Source organism: Fibrobacter sp. UWH5, assembly GCF_900142505.1.
Classification (GTDB): domain Bacteria; phylum Fibrobacterota; class Fibrobacteria; order Fibrobacterales; family Fibrobacteraceae; genus Fibrobacter.
The window spans coordinates 283873-310189 of record NZ_FRBB01000002.1 but is presented as its reverse complement, the minus strand read 5'-3'; the positions used below and the strand labels follow the sequence as shown (position 1 = coordinate 310189).

General features: G+C 51.6%; 15 protein-coding genes. 6 read left to right on the top strand and 9 right to left on the bottom strand.

The annotated features are described in order from the left end of the window. Nucleotides 1–146: 146 nt before the first annotated feature. The 5 genes from BUB38_RS04020 to BUB38_RS03995 all read left to right on the top strand — a co-directional run bounded on the left by BUB38_RS04020 (nucleotide 147) and on the right by BUB38_RS03995 (nucleotide 9947). On the top strand, nucleotides 147–920 hold the full coding sequence (locus BUB38_RS04020; RefSeq protein ID WP_073157357.1) for a DUF6261 family protein: 774 nt from the start codon (nucleotides 147–149) through the stop codon (nucleotides 918–920). 364 nt (nucleotides 921–1284) lie between these two features. Then, nucleotides 1285–1770, top strand: a complete 486-nt coding sequence (ispF, locus tag BUB38_RS04010; protein ID WP_073157352.1) for a 2-C-methyl-D-erythritol 2,4-cyclodiphosphate synthase — start codon at nucleotides 1285–1287, stop codon at nucleotides 1768–1770. Between the two features lie 167 nt (nucleotides 1771–1937). Continuing rightward, nucleotides 1938–3656 (top strand): Na/Pi cotransporter family protein, encoded by a 1719-nt coding sequence (locus BUB38_RS04005; RefSeq protein ID WP_254794871.1) that lies wholly within the window; start codon nucleotides 1938–1940, stop codon nucleotides 3654–3656. Nucleotides 3657–3787: 131 nt separating this feature from the next. After that, nucleotides 3788–6151 carry an ATP-binding protein gene (locus BUB38_RS04000; RefSeq protein ID WP_073157349.1) on the top strand — a complete coding sequence of 788 codons (2364 nt, stop codon included), beginning with the start codon at nucleotides 3788–3790 and terminating at the stop codon, nucleotides 6149–6151. 52 nt (nucleotides 6152–6203) lie between these two features. Beyond that, nucleotides 6204–9947, top strand: coding sequence for an SNF2-related protein (locus tag BUB38_RS03995; protein ID WP_083541877.1), 3744 nt, complete (start codon nucleotides 6204–6206; stop codon nucleotides 9945–9947). 158 nt (nucleotides 9948–10105) lie between these two features. Here the strand turns inward: BUB38_RS03995 and BUB38_RS03990 are convergent, their stop codons facing one another. Both BUB38_RS03990 and BUB38_RS03985 read right to left on the bottom strand, forming a co-directional pair. Further along, complete coding sequence (locus tag BUB38_RS03990) at nucleotides 10106–12181, bottom strand: glycoside hydrolase family 5 protein (protein WP_073157344.1); 2076 nt, start codon at nucleotides 12179–12181, stop codon at nucleotides 10106–10108. Between the two features lie 202 nt (nucleotides 12182–12383). Further along, nucleotides 12384–14516, bottom strand: a complete 2133-nt coding sequence (locus BUB38_RS03985; RefSeq protein WP_073157342.1) for a glycoside hydrolase family 5 protein — start codon at nucleotides 14514–14516, stop codon at nucleotides 12384–12386. 330 nt (nucleotides 14517–14846) lie between these two features. Here BUB38_RS03985 and BUB38_RS03980 point away from each other — a divergent pair, with 330 nt between their 5' ends. Beyond that, the gene (locus BUB38_RS03980; protein ID WP_083538157.1) at nucleotides 14847–15476 is read left to right on the top strand and encodes a GNAT family N-acetyltransferase; all 630 of its coding nucleotides are present in this window, start codon (nucleotides 14847–14849) and stop codon (nucleotides 15474–15476) included. A gap of 80 nt (nucleotides 15477–15556) precedes the next feature. Here BUB38_RS03980 and BUB38_RS03975 read toward each other — a convergent pair whose 3' ends face one another. The 7 genes from BUB38_RS03975 to BUB38_RS03945 all read right to left on the bottom strand — a co-directional run bounded on the left by BUB38_RS03975 (nucleotide 15557) and on the right by BUB38_RS03945 (nucleotide 26288). After that, nucleotides 15557–17002, bottom strand: coding sequence for a glycoside hydrolase family 5 protein (locus tag BUB38_RS03975; RefSeq protein ID WP_073157336.1), 1446 nt, complete (start codon nucleotides 17000–17002; stop codon nucleotides 15557–15559). Nucleotides 17003–17125: 123 nt separating this feature from the next. Next, nucleotides 17126–17734, bottom strand: a complete 609-nt coding sequence (locus BUB38_RS03970; protein ID WP_073157333.1) for a hypothetical protein — start codon at nucleotides 17732–17734, stop codon at nucleotides 17126–17128. A 106-nt stretch (nucleotides 17735–17840) separates the two neighbouring features. Continuing rightward, on the bottom strand, nucleotides 17841–20678 hold the full coding sequence (polA, locus tag BUB38_RS03965; RefSeq protein WP_073157331.1) for a DNA polymerase I: 2838 nt from the start codon (nucleotides 20676–20678) through the stop codon (nucleotides 17841–17843). 19 nt (nucleotides 20679–20697) lie between these two features. Next, nucleotides 20698–22305 carry an NAD(P)H-hydrate dehydratase gene (locus tag BUB38_RS03960; RefSeq protein ID WP_139258216.1) on the bottom strand — a complete coding sequence of 536 codons (1608 nt, stop codon included), beginning with the start codon at nucleotides 22303–22305 and terminating at the stop codon, nucleotides 20698–20700. An 18-nt stretch (nucleotides 22306–22323) separates the two neighbouring features. Next, on the bottom strand, nucleotides 22324–23031 hold the full coding sequence (locus BUB38_RS03955; protein WP_083538158.1) for an outer membrane beta-barrel protein: 708 nt from the start codon (nucleotides 23029–23031) through the stop codon (nucleotides 22324–22326). A 27-nt stretch (nucleotides 23032–23058) separates the two neighbouring features. Then, the gene (locus BUB38_RS03950) at nucleotides 23059–24891 is read right to left on the bottom strand and encodes a hypothetical protein (protein WP_073157326.1); all 1833 of its coding nucleotides are present in this window, start codon (nucleotides 24889–24891) and stop codon (nucleotides 23059–23061) included. Nucleotides 24892–24905: 14 nt separating this feature from the next. Further along, nucleotides 24906–26288, bottom strand: coding sequence for a hypothetical protein (locus tag BUB38_RS03945; protein ID WP_073157323.1), 1383 nt, complete (start codon nucleotides 26286–26288; stop codon nucleotides 24906–24908). Nucleotides 26289–26317 lie beyond the last annotated feature (29 nt).

Genomic DNA, 26317 nt, shown 5'->3' with positions numbered 1-26317 from the left:
GCTTTTTTGAACGAAAAATGCAGATTTTGAAAAAATGTTCAAAAAAGTCCTGAAATTCTTGGTCTGGAAAAAACGAACTTTGTAGTTTATGCTTGTCTCAACAAACGAACGTTATGTTGATAACGTAAAAATAAAGAGGTAAAAATATGAATGAATTCAAGAAGATCAAGAACATCCATTATAAAACCATGCGCAACGATGAGTTCAAGGGAATTCACAGCGCGGGCGTGCAGTTCGCCAAGGAGTTGACTGCCCAGCAGATGCTACCCCTGGTCAGGGACTACGAGTTGGCTTACAATGAGTTCAGCAGATACATGGACAAGAATGCAGACGAATCAGTTGGCCATGTGGCCAGCTTGCTGCACGAGGAACGACGCAACCTGTTCTCTAAGTGCCGCAAGGCGGCCAGCGTGGCTTCGGACTATCCTAACGAGGGTGCCGCAGAAGCCGGGGCCAAGGTGTGGAAGATATTTGAACATTCGAATATGTCTCGCTTGAACCAGGTGCAGATGACGGGCTACGTGGATGACGTCGTGAACGGCCTGCGGGGCCTTGGCGAAGATGTGCTGAACGCCTGCGGTTTCAAGACCTGGGTGGATCGCCTTGACGAAGCCAACAAGAACTTCGAAAGGGCTGCCATGGATCGTAATGCGGAAAATGGCCAGCGGGAACATGAGTGTGGCCTCAAGCTTCGCCGCAAGTGCTCCCTGGCTTTTGAACTGGTTGCGTTCCAGGCTGTGGTTCTTGCTGCGCAGGGGGATGCTTCCTGTGACAAGTTCATCGATTCCGTGAACGATGCGGTCAAGACCAAGCTGGCTCAGGTCGATAGCCGACGAACCCGCGGCAAGACGGCCAAGCTGGCTGACGACTCGGTAACTGAAAATCCGGCTACCGAGGAGATAAAGGAACATGCTGCATAAAAACTCCTTAATCGGAACACATTTTAACCCCGACCTTCACGAAAGGCCGGGAATTTTTTTTGCTTTTTGTTATTTTTCAGCGCTGGAGAAAATTTTAAGAAGGAATTTTGGCTTATGAAAAAGTTTATAGCCTTTACTTTTGCGTCTCGCGGTTCTTTCTGTAACAATGCACTTCGTCTCTTCTGGAATGTAGCCAGGATTGCGGTTATGGCTTCCAGTCGCTTAATGATGAAGGTGAGTCTTTGGACTAATTAACAGACTTAAATATCGTCGTTCTACAAACATTCAAAATCTCCCCGGCTTGCTGAAAAACGCAACCCGGGGATTTTTTATATTTCCTGCCGTAAATAAAAAAGGATTCATTATGGATAAGATTTATCGTTCTGGTATTGGTTTTGACGTTCACAAGTTGGTGGAAGGCCGCAAGTGCATTATCGGCGGCGTAGACATTCCTTACGAAAAGGGTTTGCTGGGCCATAGCGATGCCGACGTGCTGCTCCATGCTATTAGCGACGCCCTGCTGGGTGCCGCAGGCCTGGGCGACATCGGAACCTATTTCCCGGATACCGACCCCGCCTTCAAGGGCGCCGACAGTCTGGAGCTCTTGCGCAAGGTGGGTGAGGAAGTGGCGAAGGCTGGCTACGACATCATCAATATCGACGCCATTGTCATGTGCGAACGCCCCAAGGTGAACCCCCACAAGGACCAGATGAAGGCGAACATCGCCCGTGTGCTGAACCTGGATGTAAAGCAGATTGGCATCAAGGGCACTACCACCGAAAAGTTGGGCTTTACGGGCCGCGGTGAAGGCATTGCCAGCCAGGCTGTTGCCATGGTCCGTTCCAAATAAGCACATGTTTTTCTATATTTAGCCGCACTTGATACAAACAGAAAACTACGCCGTGAGCCCGGACTAGCAGAACTACTGTGAAAGCGCTCTTGCGAATGCGAATCCGCTTGTACGATCCGATAACGGCGCAAAACTCGGCCCTGTGGATGGGCTAGATAGGAAAATATATGCCCGCTGTGGACATGAAACTCGCTGTGCTCACCCTTCTTGGGTGTCTTGCACTTTTGATGTTCGGTATGAAGACCATGTCTGAAGGTCTTCAGAAACTCACCGGAAACACCCTGCGTACCATGCTGGGTACCATGACTAAACACCGCGTAATGGGTGTGGCCACCGGTACCGCAGTCACTGCCACCATCCAGTCTTCTACCGCTACTACCGTGCTCACCGTGAGCTTCGTTAATGCTGGTCTGCTTACTTTGAAGCAGGCCATTTCTATTATCATGGGCGCGAACATCGGTACCACCATCTCTGGTTGGATCATGGTGCTGGGGTTCAAGTTCGACATGCTCTACCTGGTGTACCCTTGCTTTGTACTGGGCATCATTCTGAGCTACTCCAAGAAGAACGGAACCAAGAGCTTTAGTGAATTCCTGTTCGGCTTGGCCTTCATGCTGTTTGCCATTACCACCCTGCGAACCACGGGTGCCTCTATGCACCTGGGCGACATCCCGGCGGTGCAGAGCTTTGTGCAGTCCTGCGGCCAGTGGGGCTTTGCCAGCACCTTGCTGTTCTTGCTGATCGGTAGCATTATGACCATGTGTGTGCAGTCTTCTGCCGCAGTCATGGCCATCACCTTGATCCTCTGCTCCAGCGGCGCTCTCGAAATTTACCAGGGTATCGCTCTGGTGATGGGCGAGAACATCGGTACCACCGTCACTTCTAACGTGGTTGCCCTCAGTGCTTCGACCCAGGCTCGCCGTGCGGCCCTTGCCCATATGCTGTTTAACTTGTTCGGTGTGGTGTGGGTGCTCTGCGTGTTCCACCCCTTCATCAACTTGGTTTGCAGCCTGGTGGGTTTCGATCCTTCTATCAAGCCTTCTACTCCCGAAGAAGTCAAGGCCGCCCAGGATGGCGTTACCTTCGCCGTGGCTGGCTTCCATACCATGTTTAACGTGTGCAACGTGCTGATCCTGATCTGGTTCATCCAGCCCATGGAAAAGCTCATCTGCAAGATTATCAAGGACAAGGCCGACGACGACGAATTCCGTCTGAAGTTCATTACCGGCGGTATCCTCAGCACCGCAGAACTTTCTCTGTTCGAAGCCCGCAAGGAAATCGTGCTGTTCGCCCAGCGCTGCAAGAAGATGTTCAATATGGTGCCCGACCTTCTGACTACCAAGGACGAAAACGAGTTTACCAAGATCTTCAGCCGCATCGAAAAGTATGAAGGCATCAGTGACAGCATGGAAGTGGAAATCGCCAAGTACCTGAACCAGGTCAGCGAAGGCCGACTCTCCCTTGAAAGTAAGAGCAATATCCGCTCCATGCTCCGTGAAATTTCTGAAATGGAAAGTATCGGCGACGCCTGCTACAACATGGCCCGCGCCATCAACCACAAGTTCCGTAGCAAGGACGACTTTACCGAAGATCAGTACAAGCACATCAACCACATGATTGAACTGTGCAATGTGGCTCTGGACTATATGATCGAGGTGGAAGAGGGCAAGCCCGGTGCCGACTATAACCGTTCCCGCAATGTGGAAAATGAAATCAACAATTACCGCAAGAGCCTGAAGGAACGCAACGTAGTGGACATCAACGACAAGAAGTATGATTACCAGATGTCGGTGCACTACATGGATGTGGTGAATGCCTGTGAACACCTGGGCGACTACGTGATCAACGTGGTAGAAGCCCACGTGAACAAGAAGCAGACTTCCTAATTCAATCTTCTAGACGAAAATAGGCCCTGTTTGCGGTCTAGATTGAAGAGTCCCCTCCGGGGGACTTTTTTTTGTTTATATTTCGTGATGTAAGTTTTTTGTAATTTGCCGCATTTTTATAGAGGTGAGAAATGGCTGACAGTTCCGAGATTCTTGAGCAGGTTTTTGAGCATTCGAACCAGATTATTATCGTGTGCGATTATGTGACTCACGAGATTCTGTATGCGAATCCTGTTGCACGAAGCCTGGCCTTTATTCCCGGAGCCTCTGTGTCGGGGGCGGTCTGCCATAAGTATCTGGTGGGTCTGGATAACCCCTGCCCGTTCTGTCTGCTGGAAAAGATGGATGGCGAAAAGATCAAGGAAGACGAACTTGAAGTGGGCAAGCGCGTGCTGTCGCAGAAGTTCGTGGTTTCGGAATGGAAGGGCCGCAAGGTCTTTATCGAGTACGCCTGGGACATTACCAACATCCGCCGTACCGAGAAGCTTTATGAAAGCCAGGTGAGCCTGCTGTTCGCTTCCATTCCCGATGCGTTTGGAATTTTCCACCTGGATGTAACCGATAACGTGGTGCTTGGCCTGAACGGGAAGTCCCGCTCTGTAGAAAGCTTTAGGAACTGCCGTTCCGTAGACCAGTTGATTGCTTACATGGGACGTTTTATTCCCGATGAGGCGTCACAGATCCGCTTTGTGCAGAACTATTCTTGCGAAAAACTGCAGAAGTTCTTTGTAGACGGTAATATTTCCTTTGACCAGGAATACAACATTATTGTGGACGAGGTCTTGTCGCCTTGCCGTATTCATGTCCGTTTGCTGATGAATCCCAGAAATTCACACCTGGAATGCATCCTGTATGGCCTGGATATTACCCAGGAAAAGAAGGAAAAGGAACGCATGACCATGTTGCTGGATGAAGATAAATTCCGCAAGAAGGTTTTTGCCGCCCTGGAACGGGCTTACTTCTGTGTTTACTATGTGGATTTAACGTCGGGCAAGTTCCGCGAACTGGGACACACCGATGTGGATGCCATCAAGAGCTTCATCGGTCAGGAAGGGGATGCTCGTGAAAAGTTCAAGGTCATGAGCGAACAGATGGTGGAGCCCGGCTACGAACAGGTTATTACCGACTTTACCAACCTGGATACCTTGCCTTTGCGCATGGGTGGCCACGAGTCCATTAGTGTCCGCTTCAAGGGTACATACATTGGCTGGGGTGAAGGTCAGTTCATTGCCATGGAACGTGATGACAATGGCCGCTGTATCAGTGTGCTGTGGGTGATCCGCTCTGTAAGCGACGAGGTGGCCCGTGAAGAAGTTTACAAGGCTCAGCTGAAGGCCGCAGCCCAGAAGGCGGAACGTGCCAGCGCCGCCAAGTCCAGCTTCTTGACCCGCATGTCCCATGATATCCGCACTCCCCTGAACGGAATCCTTGGTTTGCTGGAACTGGACGAGATGAAGAAAATCGAAGGCGAGGCCCGCGACGAGTTCCGCAAGAAATCCCGCACGGCGGCCAACCACTTGCTCTCCTTGCTGAACGACGTTCTGGAAATGAGCAAGCTGGAAGATGCGGACACGGTTCTGGCCGAGGAACCCTTCCACCTTTATGACTTGCTGTCGGATGTCTATACCATTGCCGGTTTGCGTGCTGTCGAAAATAACGTGACCCTGGATCATGACTGCGGCGTAAGCCTGAAGCATAGGGATCTTATTGGAAGCCCGCTGTATGTCCGTCAGATTTTTCTGAACTTGCTGACCAATGCCATCAAGTACAACAGGCACGGCGGCTCCGTGTTCTGCCATTCCGAGATGATTAGCGAAACGGAAGACCAGGTGGTGTACTGCTTCCACGTGGATGATACGGGCATTGGCATGAGCAGCGATTTTGTTCAGCATATCTTTGAACCGTTCGCCCAGGAGCACTCCGACGCCCGCAGCACCTACCAGGGATCCGGCATGGGCATGGCTATTGTAAAGCGCCTGGTAGACAAGATGAACGGCCATATCGAAGTCCATAGCGAAGAGGGCATGGGTACGCGCTTTGCCGTGACGGTCCCCTTCAAGATCAACCACAATCCCCTGGCTAGGGAAGAGGTTTCTACCGAGAATGTGTCGGTGGAAGGCATGCGTGTGCTGCTGGTGGAAGACAACGCCCTGAACATGGAAATCGCACAGAACTTCCTGGAAGACATGGGCCTGGTGGTGACTTGCGCTAACAATGGCGAAGAGGCGGTAAAGGTTTTCGAACGTACCCCTGAAGGTAGCCTGGATATGATTCTGATGGACCTGATGATGCCTGTGATGAACGGCTATGACGCCACCAGGAGGATCCGCCTGTCTGAAAAGAAGGATGGCAACCTGATCCCCATTATTGCCCTGTCTGCTAACGCCTTTGCAGAAGACGCCCAGAAGTGCAAGGAAGTGGGCATGAACGGCCACCTGGCAAAGCCTATTAACGTAGCACAGCTGAAGCAGACCTTGGCTAAATTCAGAAAGTAGAGCGCGAAGAGCTGCACAAAAGTGCCGTAATTTTATTACATTTGCGCTCGTTATGGAATATGGAGTTTATGGAGGGACGTGGTGGAGCAAGAAGTGGCTCGACACCTTGCTTGCCGGCGTATCGTCCCATGATGTAGAGGTTGCCCTTAAATATGTGGCGAGGGGTCAAGTCACGTCGCTAGACGTGATGGATAACCGTGTGCGTTCCGAGGTGAAGGGCCCCAATGGGGGCTCCCACGACAACTACATCGTATTTCCCAAGTTCCCCAAGGAACAGGCCGATATTTTCGTAGGGCTCTTGAAGCAGCAGCCTGCAGACCTGGTGGCCATATCCCACGATTCCATCAACCCTTCCATCGAGATCCTGCTTGAAAAGAGCGGCCTTGCTCTGTTTGACGAAGCCCACCGGGTGAACATGAACTGCGATTGCAGGGATGCTCTGCCCTGCAAGTACGTGATTTCCACCTTTCTGAAAATGGCGGAAAAGATTGCCGCTGACCCGCTGGTGCTGTTCAAGATTCATGGTCTGGACCTGACGTTCCTGAAGGATTACAAGCCCGAGAATGTGGAAACGGATGTGCCCATGGAGCGGGCGCTGGTCCATGTGTTTCCCGGATTCCGCGAAGAGACGCCCCGCGTTCCCATGTTCCGTTTTGAGGACTGGCGGGACTATTCCCATGTGCTGCCGGCCATGCTCACCAACTTCCCGGATTTCTGCCCCGGCGGAAACTTCAAGAAGAGCTTTGTCGACGAACTGGAACGGTGCCGCAGCTTTTACAATCATTTCGAAACCTTCGAACAGTTCGCCCAGGACTTCGGCATTTATCACGCCCGCACCTTCCTTATGGAAAAGGAACGGCTGCAGGTTATCCATGCCAAGGGTTGGTCCTGGACTTTTGACCAGCTGGTAGAAGACCGCGTGGTGGCTTCTGGCCTTGCGGTAGAGAACATCATGGGGGCTCTGTGCCGCCTGAACCAGAGTTGCGTGTGGCATAACCATGTGACGGTGCGCTACCTGCACCAGCTTTTGACGGTGGCCTATTACCTTGTCCGTTGCGGTGCCATTTACCCCCAGGTGTTCTGGGTCAACAGCTTTACGGCACAAGTCCGCTGGCTCCCTGCCGAAATGCTCCCCGACGTCTTGAATGTGGTCATGGAACTGGAAAAGTTCGTGCCCGACGATTTCGCCTTTGACGAGAAGATGGTGGCCAAGGAAGGGGCTGAAGACGATTCCGGGAACCCGCCTGAAAAGGTGCCGGTGCGCAAGGAGTTGGCCCAGGCTGCCGAACATATCCTTTCCATTTTTATCGGTCGACTTTTGCGGTTTTCCCGCACGGCCCAGAGCAGCAAGAAAAGCGTTCACGACAACTTGCTGGGATTTTTCTTCGACTGCAAATCCGGGCGCCTGGCTGCCGGCGGCCTGAAGATCCCCTCAAAAATCCAGAAGTGGTTCTCGGTTTACAACTCCCTGGATTTCAACAATCAGATTGTGTTTGTCTGCGGTGAAGTGGGCAAGGCTGTTGGCCTGGAAGTTTTTGTGGAAGAGGATGGCGAGACCAAGGTGCGCTCGCCCCTGGCTAACCTTTTTGCCGCTAACGACCCGAGGCTTCTGGCGTTGATGAATGTGCTGAACTGCGTGGCCGAAACCTTTAAGCCTATGAAGGTTTATTTGGAAAATCGCGGGTCGGAAACGCTGATTTTGGAAGGTGCCGAATTAAAGGAATTCGTTACCTATGGAATCAAGAAGTTTGAAGTATTCGGCATCAAGACAGAACTGCCCAAGTCGCTGTTGAATATTGCCAAGCCCAAGGCCCAGATGAGGCTTAAGGGTAGCCTTGGCATTGGCGCCTTTAAGGCCAGCGACCTGTTGGACTTTGACTGGGAAGTGGCCCTTGGCGACGAGACTGTTTCTGCCCAGGAATTTTTGAAGCTGGCGAAGAACGCCGGCGGTCTTCTGAAGATGAAGTCCCAGTATGTGGAATACAGCGAAGACGACTTGAAGCTACTGGAACAGCGACTGCAAGACAAGAAGGCTTCTGGAAAGGCTGGTGCCGCTGGGGTGGATACGTCGGGTGAGGGCACAGCAGAAGGCTCGGAAAACGGCTCGTCTGAGGATTCGGAAGAAGAATCTTCACAGACCATATTCTCTACGGCACGTCTGCTGCAGGCTGCCTTGACGGGCCGCTGCGACGAAGTTCCCATTACCATGACCGACGGGTTGAAGGCCCAGCTGGATGAATGGCGTGCGGATACTTCCCTTACGTTACCCGAAGGTCTGAATGCCACATTGCGACCCTACCAGGAAAGAGGCTATGCCTGGATGCATAAGAATCTTGAAATGGGCTTTGGCTGTATCCTGGCCGACGATATGGGTCTTGGTAAGACTCTCCAGGTGATTACCTTCTTGTTGAAGATCAAGCAGGAAGGCAAGATTACACCCCGGGGGTGGTTTGATGAACAGGGTATCCCTGGCCCCGGCTCCGTGCTGGTGGTTGTGCCTGCAGGTCTTTTGTGCAACTGGAAAATGGAAGTGGCCCGCTTTGCGCCGGAGCTTTCCGTTTATACTTATCACGGCCCGGGACGCAAACTGGACAAGTTCCAGCACCATATTTTGCTGACCACTTATTCCACTTACCGCCTGGATCACAAGAAGTTGCGTGACATGCGCTGGCAGGTGGTGATTATTGACGAAGCCCAGAATATCAAGAATGCCGACAGTGAACAGAGCCGTCTGTTGCGAGCCCAGCAGGCTCCCATGAAAATTGCCATGAGCGGTACGCCTGTGGAGAACCGTCTGCTGGAATTCTGGACCATCATGGACTTCTGTAACCGCGGTTTTTTGCCGGGTCAGGCCGAGTTCCGCGACAAGTACGAGACTCCTATTCAGAAGTTCAATAACCAGGCGGTGGCCGAACGGTTCAAGAATATTACCGCCCCCTTTATGCTTCGCCGCATGAAGACTGACAAGACCATCATTAGCGACCTGCCCGATAAGATCCAGCAGGACGAATACGCCGAACTGACCAAGAGCCAGGCGGCTCTCTACAAGCATACCCTGGACGATTTTATGGCCCAGTTGGCGGCTATGAATGGGGAATCCGTCATTTCTATGGATGATTCTACGGCGGATGTCCTGGAAATGGCCGAAGTGCCGGCGGGTGGCAGCCTGTTCAAGCGCAAGGGTCTGATTCTTCAGATGATCATGGCCTTAAAGCAGATTTGCAACCATCCCAGAACATTCCTGAAGGTGGGGGAGGGCAAGGTGGAAGATTCCGGAAAGCTCCGTATGCTTTTGGACCTGCTGGCCTCTATCCAGGAACAGGGCGAAAAGACTTTAATCTTTACCCAGTTCCGCGAAATGGGCGACCTGCTCCAGGAAGTGATTCAGCGAGAAATGGGGCTGCAGGTGGATTTCTATCACGGCGGCTGTTCCCAGACCCAGCGTAACGCCATGGTGAAGAACTTCCAGGAAAATCCTGATTCCAAGGTGCTGATTCTTTCTCTGAAGGCGGCGGGAACGGGCTTGAACCTGACGGCGGCTTCCCAGGTGATTCATTATGACTTGTGGTGGAACCCGGCTATCGAAGCCCAGGCCACGGACCGTGCCTTTAGAATCGGGCAGACCCGCAATGTGCAGGTCCACCGCTTTATTACCAAGGGTACTTTCGAAGAAAAGATCAACGCCCTGCTGGAATCCAAGAAGGCTATTGCCCAGATGACGGTGAACGCCGGCGAAACCTGGCTTGCCGACATGGACGACAAACAGCTAGACGAAATCTTCAGACTGGACGGATAAAAAAAACGGCCGCACGTCTGCGACCGTCTTCCCAAACCAAGGGACCAAATTTTTGGCGACAATCTCCGGGTCGGCTATGTCGCCACTTTACCGACCCGCCTTGCGGAACACACTCCTGAGTCGCGCAAGGATTTTGAGTTTTTTAGAAGCGTTACCGCTTACTTCAGGGTTACCTTCTGAACATACTTCACGTTATCCTGCTTGATGACCAGGAGAGCGGAGCCGCGGTAATCAGTCTTCAGCTGAACGGTGCTGAGGCCCTGCATGGCGGTGTAGTTCTTGGAGGCGATTTCCTGACCAAGGCTGTTGAGCAACTTGACGGAAGTCTGGCTGCTTCTGTGGGCGTTGAAGGTGGCGCTAACGAGACCGTTCTGGGCGGTGACCATCACCTTGTTGTTGGTAGCGGCGATGCTCTTGATGGCGGCAGTAGTAGATGTACCCCAGTCGCCGGTTGCGTTTGCTGCAATGAGAGAACCGCTTGCGATACCATCGAAGGTGCCAGATTTCTTGTCGAAGTTGTTCAGGGTGTCAACAGTACCGTCGGCCTTCCACAGGAGCATATTGTCCAGGTACATGTCGCCGGTGAACTGGGTGCCGTAAATGTTGATGCCGATAGCCTTCATGCCCTTGGCGTCGACGATAGCCATCTGGTTGGCGCTTTCACCAAATTCAACCTTGTAGTTCTTCAGACCCAGTGCAGCGAGGGAATCCACGTTGCCCAGGCTGACTTCCTTCCACTTCCAGTTGCCGGACATGTTGAACAGGGAAACGCTTGCCCAACCGTATTCGCCGCAACCGTCGCGAGTCTGATCCAGGCAGGGGCCTGCAACAGTACCGGCGACACGCATGTCGAAGGAAATGGCCACATAGTCGCTCCAGTTTGCACCGCTCAGGTCGATACGGAAGGTACCTGCTTCGCTGGAGTCAGACTGTACGGTCTTGTAAGAAATGTGAACAGCCTTGTCGCCTTCCACAACCTGGGAGGAGCTGGGAGTAGAGGCGCCGCTGATGGCGGGGAGACCATAAACTTCGCGGATGGCGTTGATGGCGCCTGCGTCAAGCAGCTTGCCCATGGGAGCGGACTGACGACGGAGATAAGCCATATTGTCGTAAGCTTCGGTGCTTTCGTTACCCATGTCCCAGATAACGGGGATGACGCCGTTCTTCTTGGCGGCCTTGGCCACGTCGCGGTGCCACTGGATACGGCCTTCGATGTGCTTCTGCAGTTCTTCGCCGCTGAGTTCCGGGTAGCGGATGTTGGCGCCGAATTCACCAATCAGGACGGGGATGCCGTAAGCCTGGGCAATCTTCTGGAACTGATTGTCGACGTAGGCGCCGGTGCTGACGGTAGCGTCGACGGAATTTGTCCATGCGTTGTAGCCTGCGTTGCGCTTGGCATCGGCACTCTGGTAATCACCGTAGAAATACTGGGTCAGAATCTTTTCGCCACCAGGTGCGCCCCAGTCCTGTTCGCTGGGCATGATGGTGTACTGGTAGGGGCTATAGTAATGGACTTCGAACATCATGTAGCCTGCCTGCTTGTCGGTGGGGAGCATGTTGGGCTTGATGTGGGTGACAGACTTGTCGATGTCGGTGTTGGTGCCCTGGATAATCAGGGTACGAGTTTCGTTGTTGCCGCCAGTAGCGCGGACAGCGTCAATGAAGGTCTGGTAGTAATGCATCAAGGTCTGAGCATGGGCTGCGTTCCAGTCATTATCACCCAGGTTAGAGCCCGGTTCGTTGGCACCAGCAAAAAGCAGGTGTTCGTCGTAATCCTTGAACTTGTTTGCAATCTGGGTCCAGTAGTTCTTCATCTTGGTGTCGACTGCGGCTTCTACAGTTTCGCCGATGTGAGTCTGGAACCAGCCATCTTCGCCTTCGTGGTGGATGTTCAGTACCACATAGAGGTCGTTCTTGATTGCGAAATCAACGACGGTCTTTACGGAGTCCAGCCAGGTTTCGGTAATGACACCGTTAGGAGCGTGAGAATCCCAAGCGCAGGGAATACGGACGGTAGAGAATCCAACAGCCTTGATGGAATCCAGCAGTTCCTGGGTGGGGAACGGGTTGCCCCAAGCTGTGGGGTTGCTGGGGACTTCCAGGGAGTTACCGATGTTGAAACCGAATCCCATCTTTCCTGCCAGATCGGCGGCCTTGGGAAGTGCTGCGAATGCAGAAGCGCTTGCCAGCAAAGAAGTGGCGCAGGCGAGACCGAATGCATTTTTGAAGTTCATAATTGCTCCTTAGTTTTATTTAAGGACAATTTATATTCCGGATTGGAGCATTAGTTGTTTTTTCGTGCCGCTGTTGAAAAAGCCGGTGTAGAGTTCTCAACATGGGTATCGGAATTTACAACGCATACTTTATAAAGAAACGGCCCCTCCAGGGAGGGGCCGTAATCAAAGGTATGCAGTACTTTTTTGCGAACCTAGTTCATTACTTCAGAATAACCTTCTGCATGAACTTCTGGCTGCCCTGCTTGACCAGCAACATGGCGGCGCCGCGGTAGCCGGTGGTGAGCTGAACCGTGTTGGCCCCTGCATGGGCGGTGAAGTTCTGGGAGGCGATAACTTGACCCAGACCGTTGATCAACTTGGCGGAAGCTTCACCTGCCTTGGCTGCGGTAAAGGTGGCATTCACATAACCCTGCTGCACGTTCACGAACATCTTGCTGTTGACAGCGGCCACGGCCTTGATGCCTGCAACAAATTCGGGACCGGTGCCGTCTGCGTTGGCGTCAATGAGCTGAGCCTTGGCAATGCCATCGGTATCCGGCAAATCAGCGTCGAAGCTCTGGAGGGTATCGCAAGTGCCGTCAGCCTTGATCAAGACGATGTTGTCCAGGTACATGGTGCCCTGGAGCTGGGTGGCGTAAATGTTGATTCCGAATGCGGTCACCTTGGACTTGTCCTTGAACTTGAGACCGTCTGCCTTGTCGCCATCGGCGTCAACCAGCTTGATGGTAACAGTGTTCAGTACGCTCTTGAAGTCTTCCATGGCTCCCAGATGGAAGTCGGACCAGCTGCTTGCTGCCGTGCTCATGCCAAAGGCGTCGACACTTGTCCAGGCGTAGCCATTGCAACCCTTGGTCGAATCACCGACGCAACCAATGACGGAAACAGGTTCGGTGCGGAGCTGGAAGGAAATTGCTGTGTACTGGGACCAGTCTACGCCACCGTTGAAGTTGAGGCGGACGGTACCAGTTTCGCTTGCGGTGCTGATCTTGGTGTTGTAGGTAACCCAAAGTGCCTTGTCGCCTTCCTTGACTTCAATCTTTTGTGCGGGGGTGTATTCTTCTGCAGCGGCGAACTGAGTGACCATGGCGTTCATGACCTGCTTGTCAACAACGGAACCCAGATCGGAACCGTAAGCTGCCTGACGGCGGATAATGGTAAAGTTGTTCACGTTGATGGAGCCGTTTTCGTCCTTGGCGAAGGTGCCTTCAAAGCCGGTATCCCACACAACGGGAACAAGGCCGTGCTTCTTGGCGGTTGCCACGGTGTAGCCGTACCAGGCGGCGCGAGCCTTCTGGTGCATTTCCAGGTCGGAACCGCTAAGGGTGTAGTGGCCTGCAATACCCATTTCACCGATCACCACAGGGATGCCCTTGTCAGAGAACAGCTTCTGCATCTTGGAGAAGGTCTTTTCGATGTCGCTCTTGGAACCGGTTGCGGAACCGGAACAAGTATGGGCGGCGTCAGCACCGGTGGTCTGGTCTTCCCAATAGTAGTACACCTTGCCCCAGCTTTCGTCGGCGGGCATAAAGGCCAACTGGTAGGGGTAGTAATGGAATTCGGCCATGGTGTAACCTGCACCGGCCGGATCTTCGGGATACTGGGCGCTGAGCAAGTCGGCCTTGTCGTGTTCAGTACGGGGAACCTGCACGATCACGGTACGGGTTTCGTTGTTGCCGCCAGTTGCACGCACTGCCTTGAGGCAAGCTTCGTGGTAATCCTTAAGGATGTTCATTCGGTCTGCACCAAAACCCAGCTGACCGTTGTCGGTGTAGGCGGCGCCAGAACCGCGGTGGTCGTTAACGCCCGGTTCGTTGGCGGAGGCGAAAATCAGGTGTTCGTCGTAGCTCTTGAAATAGTTGGCGATCTGGGTCCAGAACTTGCCCTGGAGTTCGGCGATGGCCTTGGCGTCGGTAGTGCTGTTCTGTCCGTTGCGGTCGATATGGGCGCCGTCGAAAACGTTGTCTTCCAGCCAACCGTTATCCCAGTGGCTGTTCAGCATCACGTACATGTCGTTGGCGATAGCCAGGTCGATTACGTCCTTGACGGTCTTGAGCCAAGTTTCGTCAATGACGCCGTTTGTAGAATGAGTGTACCATGCGCAGGGAATGCGGATGGTGTTAAATCCGGCTGCCTTGATGCCATCGATAATGGTCTTGTTCGGCACAATGTTGCCCCAGTTGGTAGGATCGTTGGGCACTTCCATCGTGTTGCCGATGTTGTAACCCAAACCCATCTTGGGGTAAATATCAGAAGCCTTGGGGAGGGCGAAAGCGGAAATGCTTGCCATGAGGCCAAAGCCTGCAACCAGGCTCAAAAGTCTAGAGACGTTCATCGTTACTCCTTTTTGCGGGAAAATCCCATTTAACCAACCAAAAACCAAACAACCAAGGCTAAAGTTAAATAGGGGATGGCTGTTTGGGACCATTACTTTGATGTGCGTCAAAATAAGCGGTGCAATATCTTCAACAAATGTATATGAAAGTTTACCTTTCCGGTCGGCTGTAAGCCATAAAATGTGTTCCAAATCAAAAGATGAGGTCTACGTCACACCAGGGGCGCGCTATGTAAAAATGGCGAAATTTGCGAAAAATAAGAAATTTGACCTATTTTTCTGCCCATAAATAACATACTTTAGGTTTAACTGGATTGGAAGGGCTAGGATATGGAGTTCCGTTTAGCGAAAAAAGAAGAACTAAAGGAATGTATTAGGGTGTGCTCCGAGGCTTTTATGCCTTACGAGTTCAGCAATATTTACCGCCCCAAGTGCGAAAAACGCTACCGGAGGTTTACCTGGGCCATTCATCGTACGGCGGTGAACATCTATTTCAAGCGAAAAATGCTGTTTGTGGGCGTCGAGGGCGATCGTATCGTCTGTTGTGCCTGCATGGACGCTCCTTGGCACAAGACCATGACTTTGGGGGAATACCTGAAGAACGGGGCGCTCCGGGCGGCATTTCCCGGAGGAATGTTTAACCTGCTGGGTTACGCCAGTATGATGGACCGCCTGGAACGTCATTGCAAAAGCATCAAGGAACCACACTGGCACCTGAGCAATTTCGCCGTGGCGCCTGAATGCCAGCGAATGGGCTACGGATCCCGCATGCTGCAAGAAGGCATTTTCTCTTACATTGCCAAAAATGGTGGCGGCGACCTTTACCTGGTTACCAATTCCCAGAACAATGCCAAATTCTATTCACGGAACCGTTTTAGGGAAATCGTCTACGAGGATTTGCTCCTGAACAAGAAGCATCTTGGAAACTGGACTTTCAGAGCGAAAATTTTGGCGGTTTAAAGCCGACAGAAAACGTCTAACAAAAAAAAGAAGCTGGCAATTCGCCAGCTTCTTTTGGTGAGGAAAGAAAACTTGTCGGACTATTTTACGTTAAAGCGGGTGGTTGTACCGCCCTGTTTTGATATGTAGGAGCCGGGACGCAATTTGCCGCGAACCAGGTTTCCGTTCATGTCAAAAATACGGTTGTCGCCTGTAGGTGCCTTGATGTTGGTAATGGGCTTCGTGCGAATCTTGTTTGTATTCTCGCTGGTGAAGTCATCGACGTGGGTGATGCCTGTGTTCACGTAATCTCCCATGCCGTAGACCTTTCGCAAGGCGTTCAGTATCTCGACATCGAAGACCGCTGCGTCAACTGATTGACGCTGAATGATGGTCATGTTATTTTTGCCTTCGTGGCCGGTATCCCAGGCGATGGGAACAACCTTGTTTTCTAGAGCGGCCTTGGCTACGGCGGTGTACCAGCCGATACGTCCCTTACGGTGCCTTGCATAGTCATCACCTTCAAGAATATTCACGCGGTCATTGGCGCCGTATTCCCCGATAATTACGGGGATTCCCTTGTCCACGTAGTTTTCCTTCATCTTCTTGAAGGCCTTCATGGCATCGTCGGCGCTGCAGGGGGTTCCCATAGCGCCACCCCAGGGGTTGTAACCGCAGTTATGAACGATGTCTGCGCCGGTGGCGTAATTTTCTTCGCCCCAGTAATATTGCGGTTCCACAATGGCGCCCCAGTTTACTGGCTCGCCTACAATGGTGTACGGTGACGGATCATAGTAATGCACTTCGAACATAAGTCGACCATCGATTACATCCTTAGGCATCTTGTTTGCCGGGTAGACTTCTACGGAACGGTCGATGCTAGTGGAAGGTCCTTGAATAATCAAGGTACGGCTTGCGTTATTTCCACCTGTTGCACGAACTGCATTTACGAACGTCTGATGGTAATCCATCAGGATTTCTGTTTCATGTTGGTAGTTGCCGTCGGTCGTAGCGGGCTCGTTCGCGCTGGCAAAAAGCAGATTTTCGTTATAATTCCTAAAGCGGGTGGCGATCTGTGTCCAGAAATCTTTCTGACGTTCGTTAACCTTTTCTTTATCGGCGTCGTTCAGTTTTTCTTCTAACCAGCCGCTATCCCAATGGATGTTCAAGATGGTCACGAGGCCTGCACGCATGCAGTAATCGACAACGGTCTGTACGGAATCCATCCAGCTAGAAGCAATTTCATTGGCGCTGCCTCCGGGGACAATATCTGTTGTGCTGGAGTCGCGACTCATGGCGTTGGAATGGCTATACCAGGCGCAAGGAATGCGGATGGTGTTGAAGCCGGCGGCTTTTACTGTGTCGATATAAGCTTCTGTAGGGAACTTGTTTCCCCACCAGGTGGGATTTACCGGCACTTCCATGGTGTTGCCGATGTTGATTCCCAAACCCATCTTTTCAAAAATTTCTGTGGCGGTAGGAAGCGGTTCTGCCTGGGCAAAACCAAACGCAGCTACAAGAGCTGCTCCCAATACACTCTTTTTCATAATCAACCCTTTTTTTTAACAACAAATACAAAACTATATAAATAAAGGGTGGAACGTACGAAAAAAAACGTCTACCCTTTTTATAAAGGTTGAAATTTACTCAACGGGATAAGTCTATGATGCTTATGGATTGCAGTCGAGGCAAGTCCATTCCACAACGCCGGAACCTTGCCCTCCGAAACGGGCCTTCGTGTTGACCTCGATATCGATGAGGAATCCGAGAGCGCCTGCATTCCTGGTACAGCAACCGTCGCAGTCTGCGTCAGAGCACATATCGTACACTACGGCGTCAATTTCGTGACCGCCTTTACGTAATCGGAATGTCTTTAACTTGTATGTATTCCAGTCCTTTTCGTGAACGGCAATGATGTTGTTTTCGGCCACCCATTCTGGGGTCTGTTGTTCATCTAGACCTGCAAACCAACCTGCCCATTCGCAACCATTATATTCAATGCACTCTTCGCTGCCTTCATCAGGGTAGGATTCGTACCAGGTCAAGTTGGCGCGATTCCACTGAATTTCGTTTGCGGAGGATTCTGGTTCGGCGGGCGTATTGTCGCTGGAGGATTCGGGGACAGAGACTGCCCCGCTGGAGGATTCGGGGGCGGGAACTTCAACGCTTGAAGAAGACGGTTCGGGAATCGAGCCCACGTCTGCAGAAGAATCGTCACTGCAGGCGACGAAAAACAAAGCCGTCAAAATTGCCGGGAGCAACTTCATGTTTGCGGACATGTTATCGTGCCAGCAGAACGATGGCGTTGCACAAAACCAGCAGACCGATAATCAATGCGATGGCGGTCTTGTTAGACATTTTCTTTTGGGGTTCCATAAAATCTCCTTAATGTGCGATTAGCCAGTTTTCGCCAAAGCCTACGCTGGCTACCAAGGGAACTTGAAGTTTCATGGCGTTTTCCATTTCGGATTTGACCATGGCGGAAAGTTCGTCGACGCGGTCGCGGGGACATTCGAAAACAAGTTCGTCGTGGACCTGCAGCATCATGCGCAGAGGCATGGCTTCATCGTTAATGCGCTTCTGGATGCGGATCATGGCAATCTTGATCAGGTCGGCGGCGCTGCCCTGCACGGGAGTGTTTACGGCCATGCGTTCTGCCATCTGGGATTCCATGCGGTCGGAACTGTCGATGCCTGCGATGTAGCGGCGGCGGCCGGTAAGGGTTTCAACGTAGCCGTCGCGGTGGGCGTTGGCCTTGGTGCTCTCGATGAACATCTGAACGCCCTGGAACATGTCGAAGTAGCCGGTAATAAAATCCTTGGCCTGACCCATGGGAATTTTCAGATCGCGGCTCAGGCGGAAGGCGGTCATACCGTAAAGCACGCCGAAGTTCACCACCTTGGCATCGCGGCGCATATCGCTGGTGACGTTTTCCAGAGGTACGCCATAGATGGCGGCGGCGGTACGGGCGTGAATGTCGATGTTGTTGCGGTAGGAATCAATCAGGGCTTCGTCACCGCTTAAATGAGCCAGCATGCGCAATTCAATCTGGGAGTAGTCCACTGCAAGAATTACGTTCTCGGGATCCTGGGGAACAAAGGCCGCACGGATCTTTTTGCCCAGTTCGCTACGCACGGGAATGTTCTGCAAGTTGGGATCGCGACTGCTGAGGCGACCTGTTGCAGTACCCCACTGCACAAAGCTGGTGTGGATGCGCCTGGTTTCTGGATTTACCAGAGTGGGCAGCACGCTGATGTAGGTGCTCTGCATTTTCTTCAGTTCGCGGTATTCCAGAATGGCTGCAATAAAGGGACTGGCGGTTTCGTAGAAAAGTTCTTCCAGTACGGCGGCGTCGGTGCTGCGCTTTTTAACCTGGCGCATGCCTAAGGTGTCGAACAGGACTTCTGCCAACTGCTTGGGGCTGCCGATGTTGAATTCGCAGCCAGCCATGTCGCAGATTTCCTTTTCCAGATTTTCGATGCGGCGTTGCAGTTCGTATTCCAGAGTTTTAAGGCTAGGAACGTCAACGGCGATGCCTACGGTTTCCATCTGGTACAGAACCTTGAGCATGGGCATTTCTTGCTGGTAGAAGTACTTTTCGTAATCGTACTTCTGCAGCTGCTTTTGCAGCGGAGCCCACAGGCGCAAGGTGTAAACTGCATCTTCGGCGCCGTATTCGGTGGCCTGGGGAATGGGAGCGCGGTCGAAGGTAATTTGGTTCTTGCCGCGGCCAATGAGATTCTCGATAGGAATCATCTCGTGCTGCAGTCGCTGCATCACCTGGTTATCCAGACCCAGTCCATTTTCGCCGGGGCTTAACATCCAGGCGGCAATGAGAGTGTCTATAATGTTTGCTTTCTCGATCTGCTGTAATGTCAAATCAAAGGCGCGGGCCAGAACGTGCAGGTCGAATTTTGCATTGTGGAACACAAAGGTGTGCTGAACTTCTGCCGATTCATCCTGGCTAAAAATCTCAACGAACCATTGCTTAACGGCGTTGATGTCGAAGTTGGCTCCCTTGGCCACGGGCAGGGGGAACCCGATTTCGTCGTGATGGTTCAGGGGGATGTAATAGCCCTTGGCTTCATCTGCAGACAAGCATAATCCAACCAACCCGCACTGCATGGGGTCCAGGCCGTCTGTTTCCGTGTCTACGCCAATCAGGGGGGCGGCTGCAAACTCGGCCTTCATCTGTTCAAAGATTTCAGTGGAGTCTACGCAGATGTAGGTGGGGAGAATATCCTTGGGCAAATCGAAATCGACGCGGATTACTTCCTTGTTTTCTCCAGTAGTTTCGTCTGCGGCATTGTCGGCGTCCGCCGGCTTCACAAAACCAGTCTTGCTCGGAACTTTTTCCAGCAATCTCAACAGACTGTTGATTTCGTGCTCCTTGAACATGTCGGCCAAGGTGTCTACATGGATGCCGTTATATTCCAGGGCATCCAAATTTCCGTTAAAGGCTCGCTTGGTCTGAAGCGTTACCAGTTCGCGGCTCAGGAATGCCTGTTCCTTGTTGTTGGCCAGATTGTCGTGCAGACCTTTCTTCTTGATGTTGTCGATGTTGGCGTAAATATTATCCATGTCACCATACTCTTCAAGCAGGGTAATGGCGGTCTTGGGGCCAACCTTGGGAACGCCGGGAACGTTATCGCTGGCGTCTCCCATCAAGGCCAGATAGTCGCGGATTTTTTCAGGCGGAAGGCCGTACTTTTCCAGAACCTGTTCCGGACCGAAGTCAATACCGTCAGCTCCTTTTTCCAGATGGAACAAATGAATCTTTTCGTTCACGATCTGGCTCATGTCCTTGTCTTTACTGATAATCAGCACATGGTCAAAACCGGCCTCGGCGGCAGCCACGGCGGTACTTGCCATCACGTCGTCCGCTTCGTAACCCGGTTCCGACAAAAGGGGAATGCCGCTTGCCTCCAGAGATTCTCCAAGCAGGGGCATCTGGGCGGCCATTTCTTCGGGCATGGGGCCGCGATTGGCCTTGTAATCCGGGTACAGTTCGTGGCGGAACGTTTTTGTATGAGCCACGTCGCGGGCGATGGCGAAATGGGTGGGTTTGTGCTTTGCAAGAATCCTAAGGACGGCGCCCCAGTAGCCATGCATCATGGACACATCTTCGCCAGCGCTGTTTTTAAGCGGGTTCTGGGAATAGGCATAGAACATGCGGAACGCGAGAGCGTAGGAGTCGAGCAAGAGTAAAGTTTTTTCGGCCATGGTTCGAAAGTAGAATGTTCTAACAGAAAGCTCTGTACAAGTTCTTGATGACGTCGCTGGGGAGCATGGAGAATGGCCCCAGTTCTTCGCGGGTCAGGCGGCCTGCCTTTTGATGAATCAGCACACCGAGAACGGCTGCTTCGCCAGTGGGCATGCCCTGAGAAAGCAGAGAGACGATCACGCCTGTAAGCACGTCGCCGCTACCGCCCTTGGCCAAGCCGGAGTTGCGTGCGGGAATCACATATACGCGACCGTCCGGGAGGGCGACGTAAATGGGGGAACCCTTCAGCACGATAGTCAGCTGGAACTGCATGGCGAAATGACGCAAGTATTCCGGGTAGTAACTTTCGTTGGTCGGCAGAGGTCCGAAGTTGCGTTCCCATTCGCGCTTGTGGGGCGTAATGATGGCGTTGGCGGGGCCGCCTTCCATGCAGAAGTATGCGGAACCGCAGGCGTTAATGGCGTCGGCGTCAATGACCACCGGGGTGCTTAAGCCTGTCAGGAACATACGGACGGCGTCCTGGGTTTCCTGGGTGGTTCCGATGCCAGGGCCGATGGCGATGGCCGTCTGCCTAGAGGCGACACTCTGAAGGTGCATCAGGTGCATTACAGAAAGACAATCGCAACTGTCATCTCCAAGGCCGCAGAATACGGGCTCGCTAAGCTTTGCCTGCAGTGTGCGCAAGTTAGACTTGGGTGTGGCCAAGGTGACAAGGCCTGCGCCACTTCTAAGAGCCGATGCGGTGCAAAGGGCTGCTGCGCCGGGCATATTGGAAGAACCGGCGATAATCATGGCGGTTCCCTGGGCGCGCTTGTCGCCGATTTCGTTGCGTTCCGGCAGAAGGTCGGGAATCATGCTTTCGTTGGCCAGGAATACGCCTGCGTCTACCCTGCGGATCAATTCGTCGGGGTAGGGGAGCTGTGCCAAAAGTGCGGTTCCGAAAGCGGCGGCGCCTGCAGAGGTGTAGGCGTCCAGACGGGGGAGGCCAAACTGCAATGTTTCTGCAGCGTGGATGCAGGGGTCGCACATTATGTGCTGCTGGGAATCATAACCGGTAGGGGCGTCTGCAGCCAATACGGGAATTTTCCAGCTGTTGATGGTGTTTACCGCTTGTGCGAAGGCGGGACGTAATTCTCCGGAGGCCCCGTTACCCAGCATGCAGTCGACTATTAGGGTAAAGTGGGGTGCTAGGGGGAGCTGCTCACAGGAATAAAGTCTGCCTCCTGCCGATATAAAATCATCGCAGGCCATGCGGGCTTCGTCCTTGAAGGCATCGGGCTTTGCAAGAGAATAGACCGTGCAAGGAATGCCGTCTTCGATCAAGAGCTTTGCAAGAACAAGACCGTCGCCGCCATTGTTGCCGCCGCCAATAAAGACCGCAACGCTCTTGTGCATTTTTTTCTTTTTTAGAAAATCCAGCACTGTGTCGCGGAGGGCTTGGGCGGCCTCCTTCATCAAGATGTAACCTGCTCCAATGGGGGTGTTACTGATTCTGGAAGCATCGGCAGACGATGCGAAATCGTTTCGGGTGTTGTAGACCTTTGTGTCGTTATCTAATGCCCTCATGGCGTCGTTAGACACGATGGGGAGGCATTCGCTATACGAAAAATCGGTTAGCAGTTTCATGCTGAAAAAAACAACGGATTAGATGAACCAGAAGTTAACGCCGAGCTTGATGCTCATCATCTTTGCACCAGCCATATCGATGGAAGACGGGTGCTTGATTTCATCCATGTTGCTGAATCCACCGCCGATGTAATCGGCGTCGGGGAACAGTTCGGACATGCCCATGTAGAAACGCAAATCAATGCTAACCTGGTCCATTACGAAAACTCCTCCACCGGCCACAATGCCGAAGCTGAAAGCTCCCTGTTCGAAGTCATCCATTTCTTCCTTGACTTCCTTGTGGGTAATCGGGTCGGTGTGGTATGTGGGGGCATCTACGTTGCTGGCGAGACGGAGATTCAGCTGGGCACCTGCATTCACGTAGAAACGTTCTGCTACAACGCCGCGGAACATCAGGGGGATTTCCAGATTCATGCTGGAGTAGGTTCTTTCATTTCGGCCTGCGCTGTGGTTTGTGCTGCTGTAATTGAAGTCCACTTCCGGAACGAAGTACAGATTGTTTACCATTTCAACGCGTGCGGTAAGACCCGCTTCAAAACCGAAGCCTGTGGGGTCGTCAGTGAAGTCGTCATCCGGTTCTTCAAAACCGTACATCATGTCGTAATCAAAAGCGACACGAACGCCAACGCCTGCATCATGACCCTTCTTTGCGGGGGATTCCTGGGCGAGGGCTGCAGAGGCGGCGAGGCCTGCGATCAATAACATCTTTGTAAATAAAGTTTTCATTTTGTTCTCTTTTCGTATGGGTTGAAATTATTGAAAGTGATTAGGTATAGTGACGTTGGGGTTTATTGTCGTGATTTTGTAAATGGTTGCTTTGGAAGAAGTCTTATGATCGTTTTTCCATACAAGGGCGATTTCGTTTATTTCTTCTAAGAACGTATTGAAACCCGCTGTTTTGAAATTTTGAAATTTCTCAAAAGGTACCATAAGTGGATGAGATGTTCCCCTTTCGGGAATCGCGGCCGATTCCCAATTTTCCATTATCCACCCAGAGGAGATTAACTTTGAAATTTGTAAAGATAAGGAGTCTTCCGAAGTGTATTCGATACAGAGACCTTTCCATTCTCTCGCATCGATTGTCTTTTCGCTCAAAACATCCGCTACAGGTATGGTAATGTAGTTTTCGGTCGTATCGTTAGAAAAAAATAGGTCGAGTCCGTCCTTGGTGGAATTTTCTGAATGATTTGTACTTGAGAACTGTAATTGGTATCCTTGTAAGGAATAGTTTAAGCTCTTTTTTGCATTATAAATTTCTTTGCCGCCGCAAGTGGCTGGCTTCAAAAGGCTGTCTTCGGGCACGTTGGCGATTGTGGTAATCTTGTTGATTTTGACTGATCCCGTAGAATTGGGATCATCGAGACTGAATGAAATCACGCTTGAGGAATTTATGATGTTATTCCTATAATAGCCATTGGATTCAGACCATTCGTTCCAATAAAATTGTCTGGACTGTAGTAATCCTTGTGTTGTGGCGTAGATTTTCAATACTTGAGGATGATTGATTTGGTCTTGTTGTTTTTCGGCATCGCGTACAGTAACGGCTAAATCAGCTGTCGCTGAGTATTCTATGCATAGACCGTCCCAGTGTATTATGCTGTATTTATTCAAAAGGGCTGATTTAACTGAATCAAGGTAAAAGAACACTTGATTATTAGAACTATTGATGGTTAGATCTTTTAAGTTAACAATCTCGGCAGCATTATCTGCATCGAAAACTTGTCCCAATTTGTATTTGCCATTTTCGTAAATAGCCGTACCTGTACAGTGTTGCTCCGTGGAGGAGTTTTCCTCCAAACTGACTTTGGCGAGTGTTGTGATTTTAGAGACGGTTATATTTGTTGGGTCTGACTTTTCGTTCTCGAAGGAGAAAAATTTTATCTTGTCTGTTGAAAAATTACCTTTTATAATGTTGTTGCTATTCTTGGGGTCTTCCCATGATAATTTGAATGATTTCTTTTCGCCGTTAGTTATTGGTAGCACTTGTAGTCTGTAGTTGTTTTCAATGCCTAGGTATAGGTTTGCAGGACCATCGGTGGCGTATTCAATGCAGAGGCCTTCCCACGATGTAATGTTCCTTGTTGATGAGGAGTCGTCCGAGGAGGCAATGTCTGTTATTAATGAGTGAAGTTTTGTGCTATAGTAGATTTTTGCGGTTGCTCCGACATCCTTTATGAAACTGACGCTGTCGTTCGCTTCTATCGGATTGCCAAAAACGTTTTTGTTGACGTCTTTATTTGCGTCGTAAATGACTGTGCCCGTACAACCTTCATCGTTTAGGCCAGTCTTCTGCTCGCTGCTGGAAGAGGTGTTTCCATTTGAAGTGCTGGAACCGTTGTTTGCGTTGCTGCTACTTGAACCGGCTGCGTTATCTATTGCGCTGCTGGTTTCGCTGCCGTTACCGCCCGCGGAATTGACATCACCGTTGTTGCTTGTAGAATCAGTGTCGTCGCCGCTTACCACTTCTGCGAAGTCGTTGCCGTCATTATACTTGTCCTGGAAATTTTCCAGATAGTCGGTGCAGGCCGCGAACGCAAAAAGCGATGCGGCTACGGCAAGGTCCTTTGCTACGCTAAAAAACTTCATCTTTCTTCTCCGTCCTAAAAAAGCAGCGTTACGCCTACGCCTACGAGGCCAGCGGCGGCTATGCCAAAACCGACGGCGCGCATGTTCTGGGCGCTCTTGATCTTATCGCAACGGTCGTCGTACTCAGATCGGGTAGACGCTTCCTTTTCGCTTTCTTTTTTTGCCTTGTTGTTGAATACGGCGGCCATGACTCCGCCTCCAATCATCACCACGCCTGCAACGGCTGTAGGAATCCAGGATTTCTTGGAACCGCTGTTGTTCTGTGCGGCGTCTTTGGCGGCGTTCTTGGCGGCTTCATCTTCTTGCTCGTTGACATCTGCAGTGTCCGCTACAGAAACAATCAATGCCGTGGTATCAAGAGAAGCCAACTTCTTTACCACGGGGGCGGGCTTGGATGTGTCGCCAGTGACTACATTGGCGGCAATCTGGCCCTTGACCTTTGCTCGTTTAATTTCTTTTTGATTTCCCCATATCCAGCGTCCCATCAAATCTTTTTCTTGATAGGCAGCTGTAAATTCCACACGTCCCCTAAAATTCTGCAATTTCGCTTGAGTACCCAGAGGCTGCTCCACCTTCTGGTCGCGAAGGTTTACCACGAAGTGAGCGTAATCCATGCCGGAGGGAAGGGCTGCCACGTCAAACAGTTGGGCTCCGCTCAAGAAATAGGCTCCGGAAACGGGTTTGCTTAAATCCTGGTAAATGTCTAGCTTTTCGGAATTCAGGATAATCTTGATGTTGACGTTATTTTTTTCAAGGGAGTCGTTAACGGCATTGACTCGATCGACAAACAAGGGGGCAAATTCATCGCCGGCCTTTCTAATCACCACGTCGCCACATTTTTCCATCCAGCGTTCCACTAGAGTTTTCTGCTGCTTCAGTCGGCTGGGGTCAAAATACAGGGTGAAGTCGTAGGTCGCGTCAAAGGCCCCTGCAAGATCAAGGGGTTCCAGGTCCACTTTGCCGTCCAGTTTTAGCAATCGCTCCCTGGGAACGAGAATGCCGCCAAGTGCAGAAGCGCAAACCTGGATCTGCTCGGTTCGCTCGGCCAGGGTGTTGCCCATTTTGACGGAATTCAGGCGCACCTCGCCGGTCACTTCCATATACATATCTTCGAATTCGGGAAGGTCCACCGAGTAGAAGTGACTACATTCGTCGTCCAGAACGTCGTTGATGGAAATCATGGAACAACGGTTGTTCATTTCTGCGATTTTACTGGCTCGATTCAGCAAATCATCCACTTGAGGGTTGCTTTCGCCCAGCTCTGTCTTAAGGTTTTCCAGGTTCTGCTGGAGGTTTTCCAGTTCGGTCGGGTCCTTAACGAAAATGGATGTGGTCTGGCTAGCAAAAGAGGCTGCTGCCAGTATGACCATAAGTTTTGCAATGTTCAAAAAGTTCATATCCTAGAAACCGCCAAGCCCAGGCGGCT

What these genes read in the sequence shown, in the direction of transcription:
- BUB38_RS03995 (WP_083541877.1), top strand. Translation starts at nt 6,204, where the DNA reads ATGGAATATGGAGTTTATGGAGGGACGTGGTGGAGCAAGAAGTGGCTC.
- ispF (WP_073157352.1), top strand. Translation starts at nt 1,285, where the DNA reads ATGGATAAGATTTATCGTTCTGGTATTGGTTTTGACGTTCACAAGTTG.
- polA (WP_073157331.1), bottom strand. Translation starts at nt 20,678, where the DNA reads ATGGCCGAAAAAACTTTACTCTTGCTCGACTCCTACGCTCTCGCGTTC.
- BUB38_RS03975 (WP_073157336.1), bottom strand. Translation starts at nt 17,002, where the DNA reads ATGAAAAAGAGTGTATTGGGAGCAGCTCTTGTAGCTGCGTTTGGTTTT.
- BUB38_RS03970 (WP_073157333.1), bottom strand. Translation starts at nt 17,734, where the DNA reads ATGTCCGCAAACATGAAGTTGCTCCCGGCAATTTTGACGGCTTTGTTT.
- BUB38_RS03960 (WP_139258216.1), bottom strand. Translation starts at nt 22,305, where the DNA reads ATGAAACTGCTAACCGATTTTTCGTATAGCGAATGCCTCCCCATCGTG.
- BUB38_RS03945 (WP_073157323.1), bottom strand. Translation starts at nt 26,288, where the DNA reads ATGAACTTTTTGAACATTGCAAAACTTATGGTCATACTGGCAGCAGCC.
- BUB38_RS03950 (WP_073157326.1), bottom strand. Translation starts at nt 24,891, where the DNA reads ATGAAGTTTTTTAGCGTAGCAAAGGACCTTGCCGTAGCCGCATCGCTT.
- BUB38_RS04000 (WP_073157349.1), top strand. Translation starts at nt 3,788, where the DNA reads ATGGCTGACAGTTCCGAGATTCTTGAGCAGGTTTTTGAGCATTCGAAC.
- BUB38_RS03955 (WP_083538158.1), bottom strand. Translation starts at nt 23,031, where the DNA reads ATGAAAACTTTATTTACAAAGATGTTATTGATCGCAGGCCTCGCCGCC.
- BUB38_RS04020 (WP_073157357.1), top strand. Translation starts at nt 147, where the DNA reads ATGAATGAATTCAAGAAGATCAAGAACATCCATTATAAAACCATGCGC.
- BUB38_RS03980 (WP_083538157.1), top strand. Translation starts at nt 14,847, where the DNA reads ATGGAGTTCCGTTTAGCGAAAAAAGAAGAACTAAAGGAATGTATTAGG.
- BUB38_RS03990 (WP_073157344.1), bottom strand. Translation starts at nt 12,181, where the DNA reads ATGAACTTCAAAAATGCATTCGGTCTCGCCTGCGCCACTTCTTTGCTG.
- BUB38_RS03985 (WP_073157342.1), bottom strand. Translation starts at nt 14,516, where the DNA reads ATGAACGTCTCTAGACTTTTGAGCCTGGTTGCAGGCTTTGGCCTCATG.
- BUB38_RS04005 (WP_254794871.1), top strand. Translation starts at nt 1,938, where the DNA reads ATGCCCGCTGTGGACATGAAACTCGCTGTGCTCACCCTTCTTGGGTGT.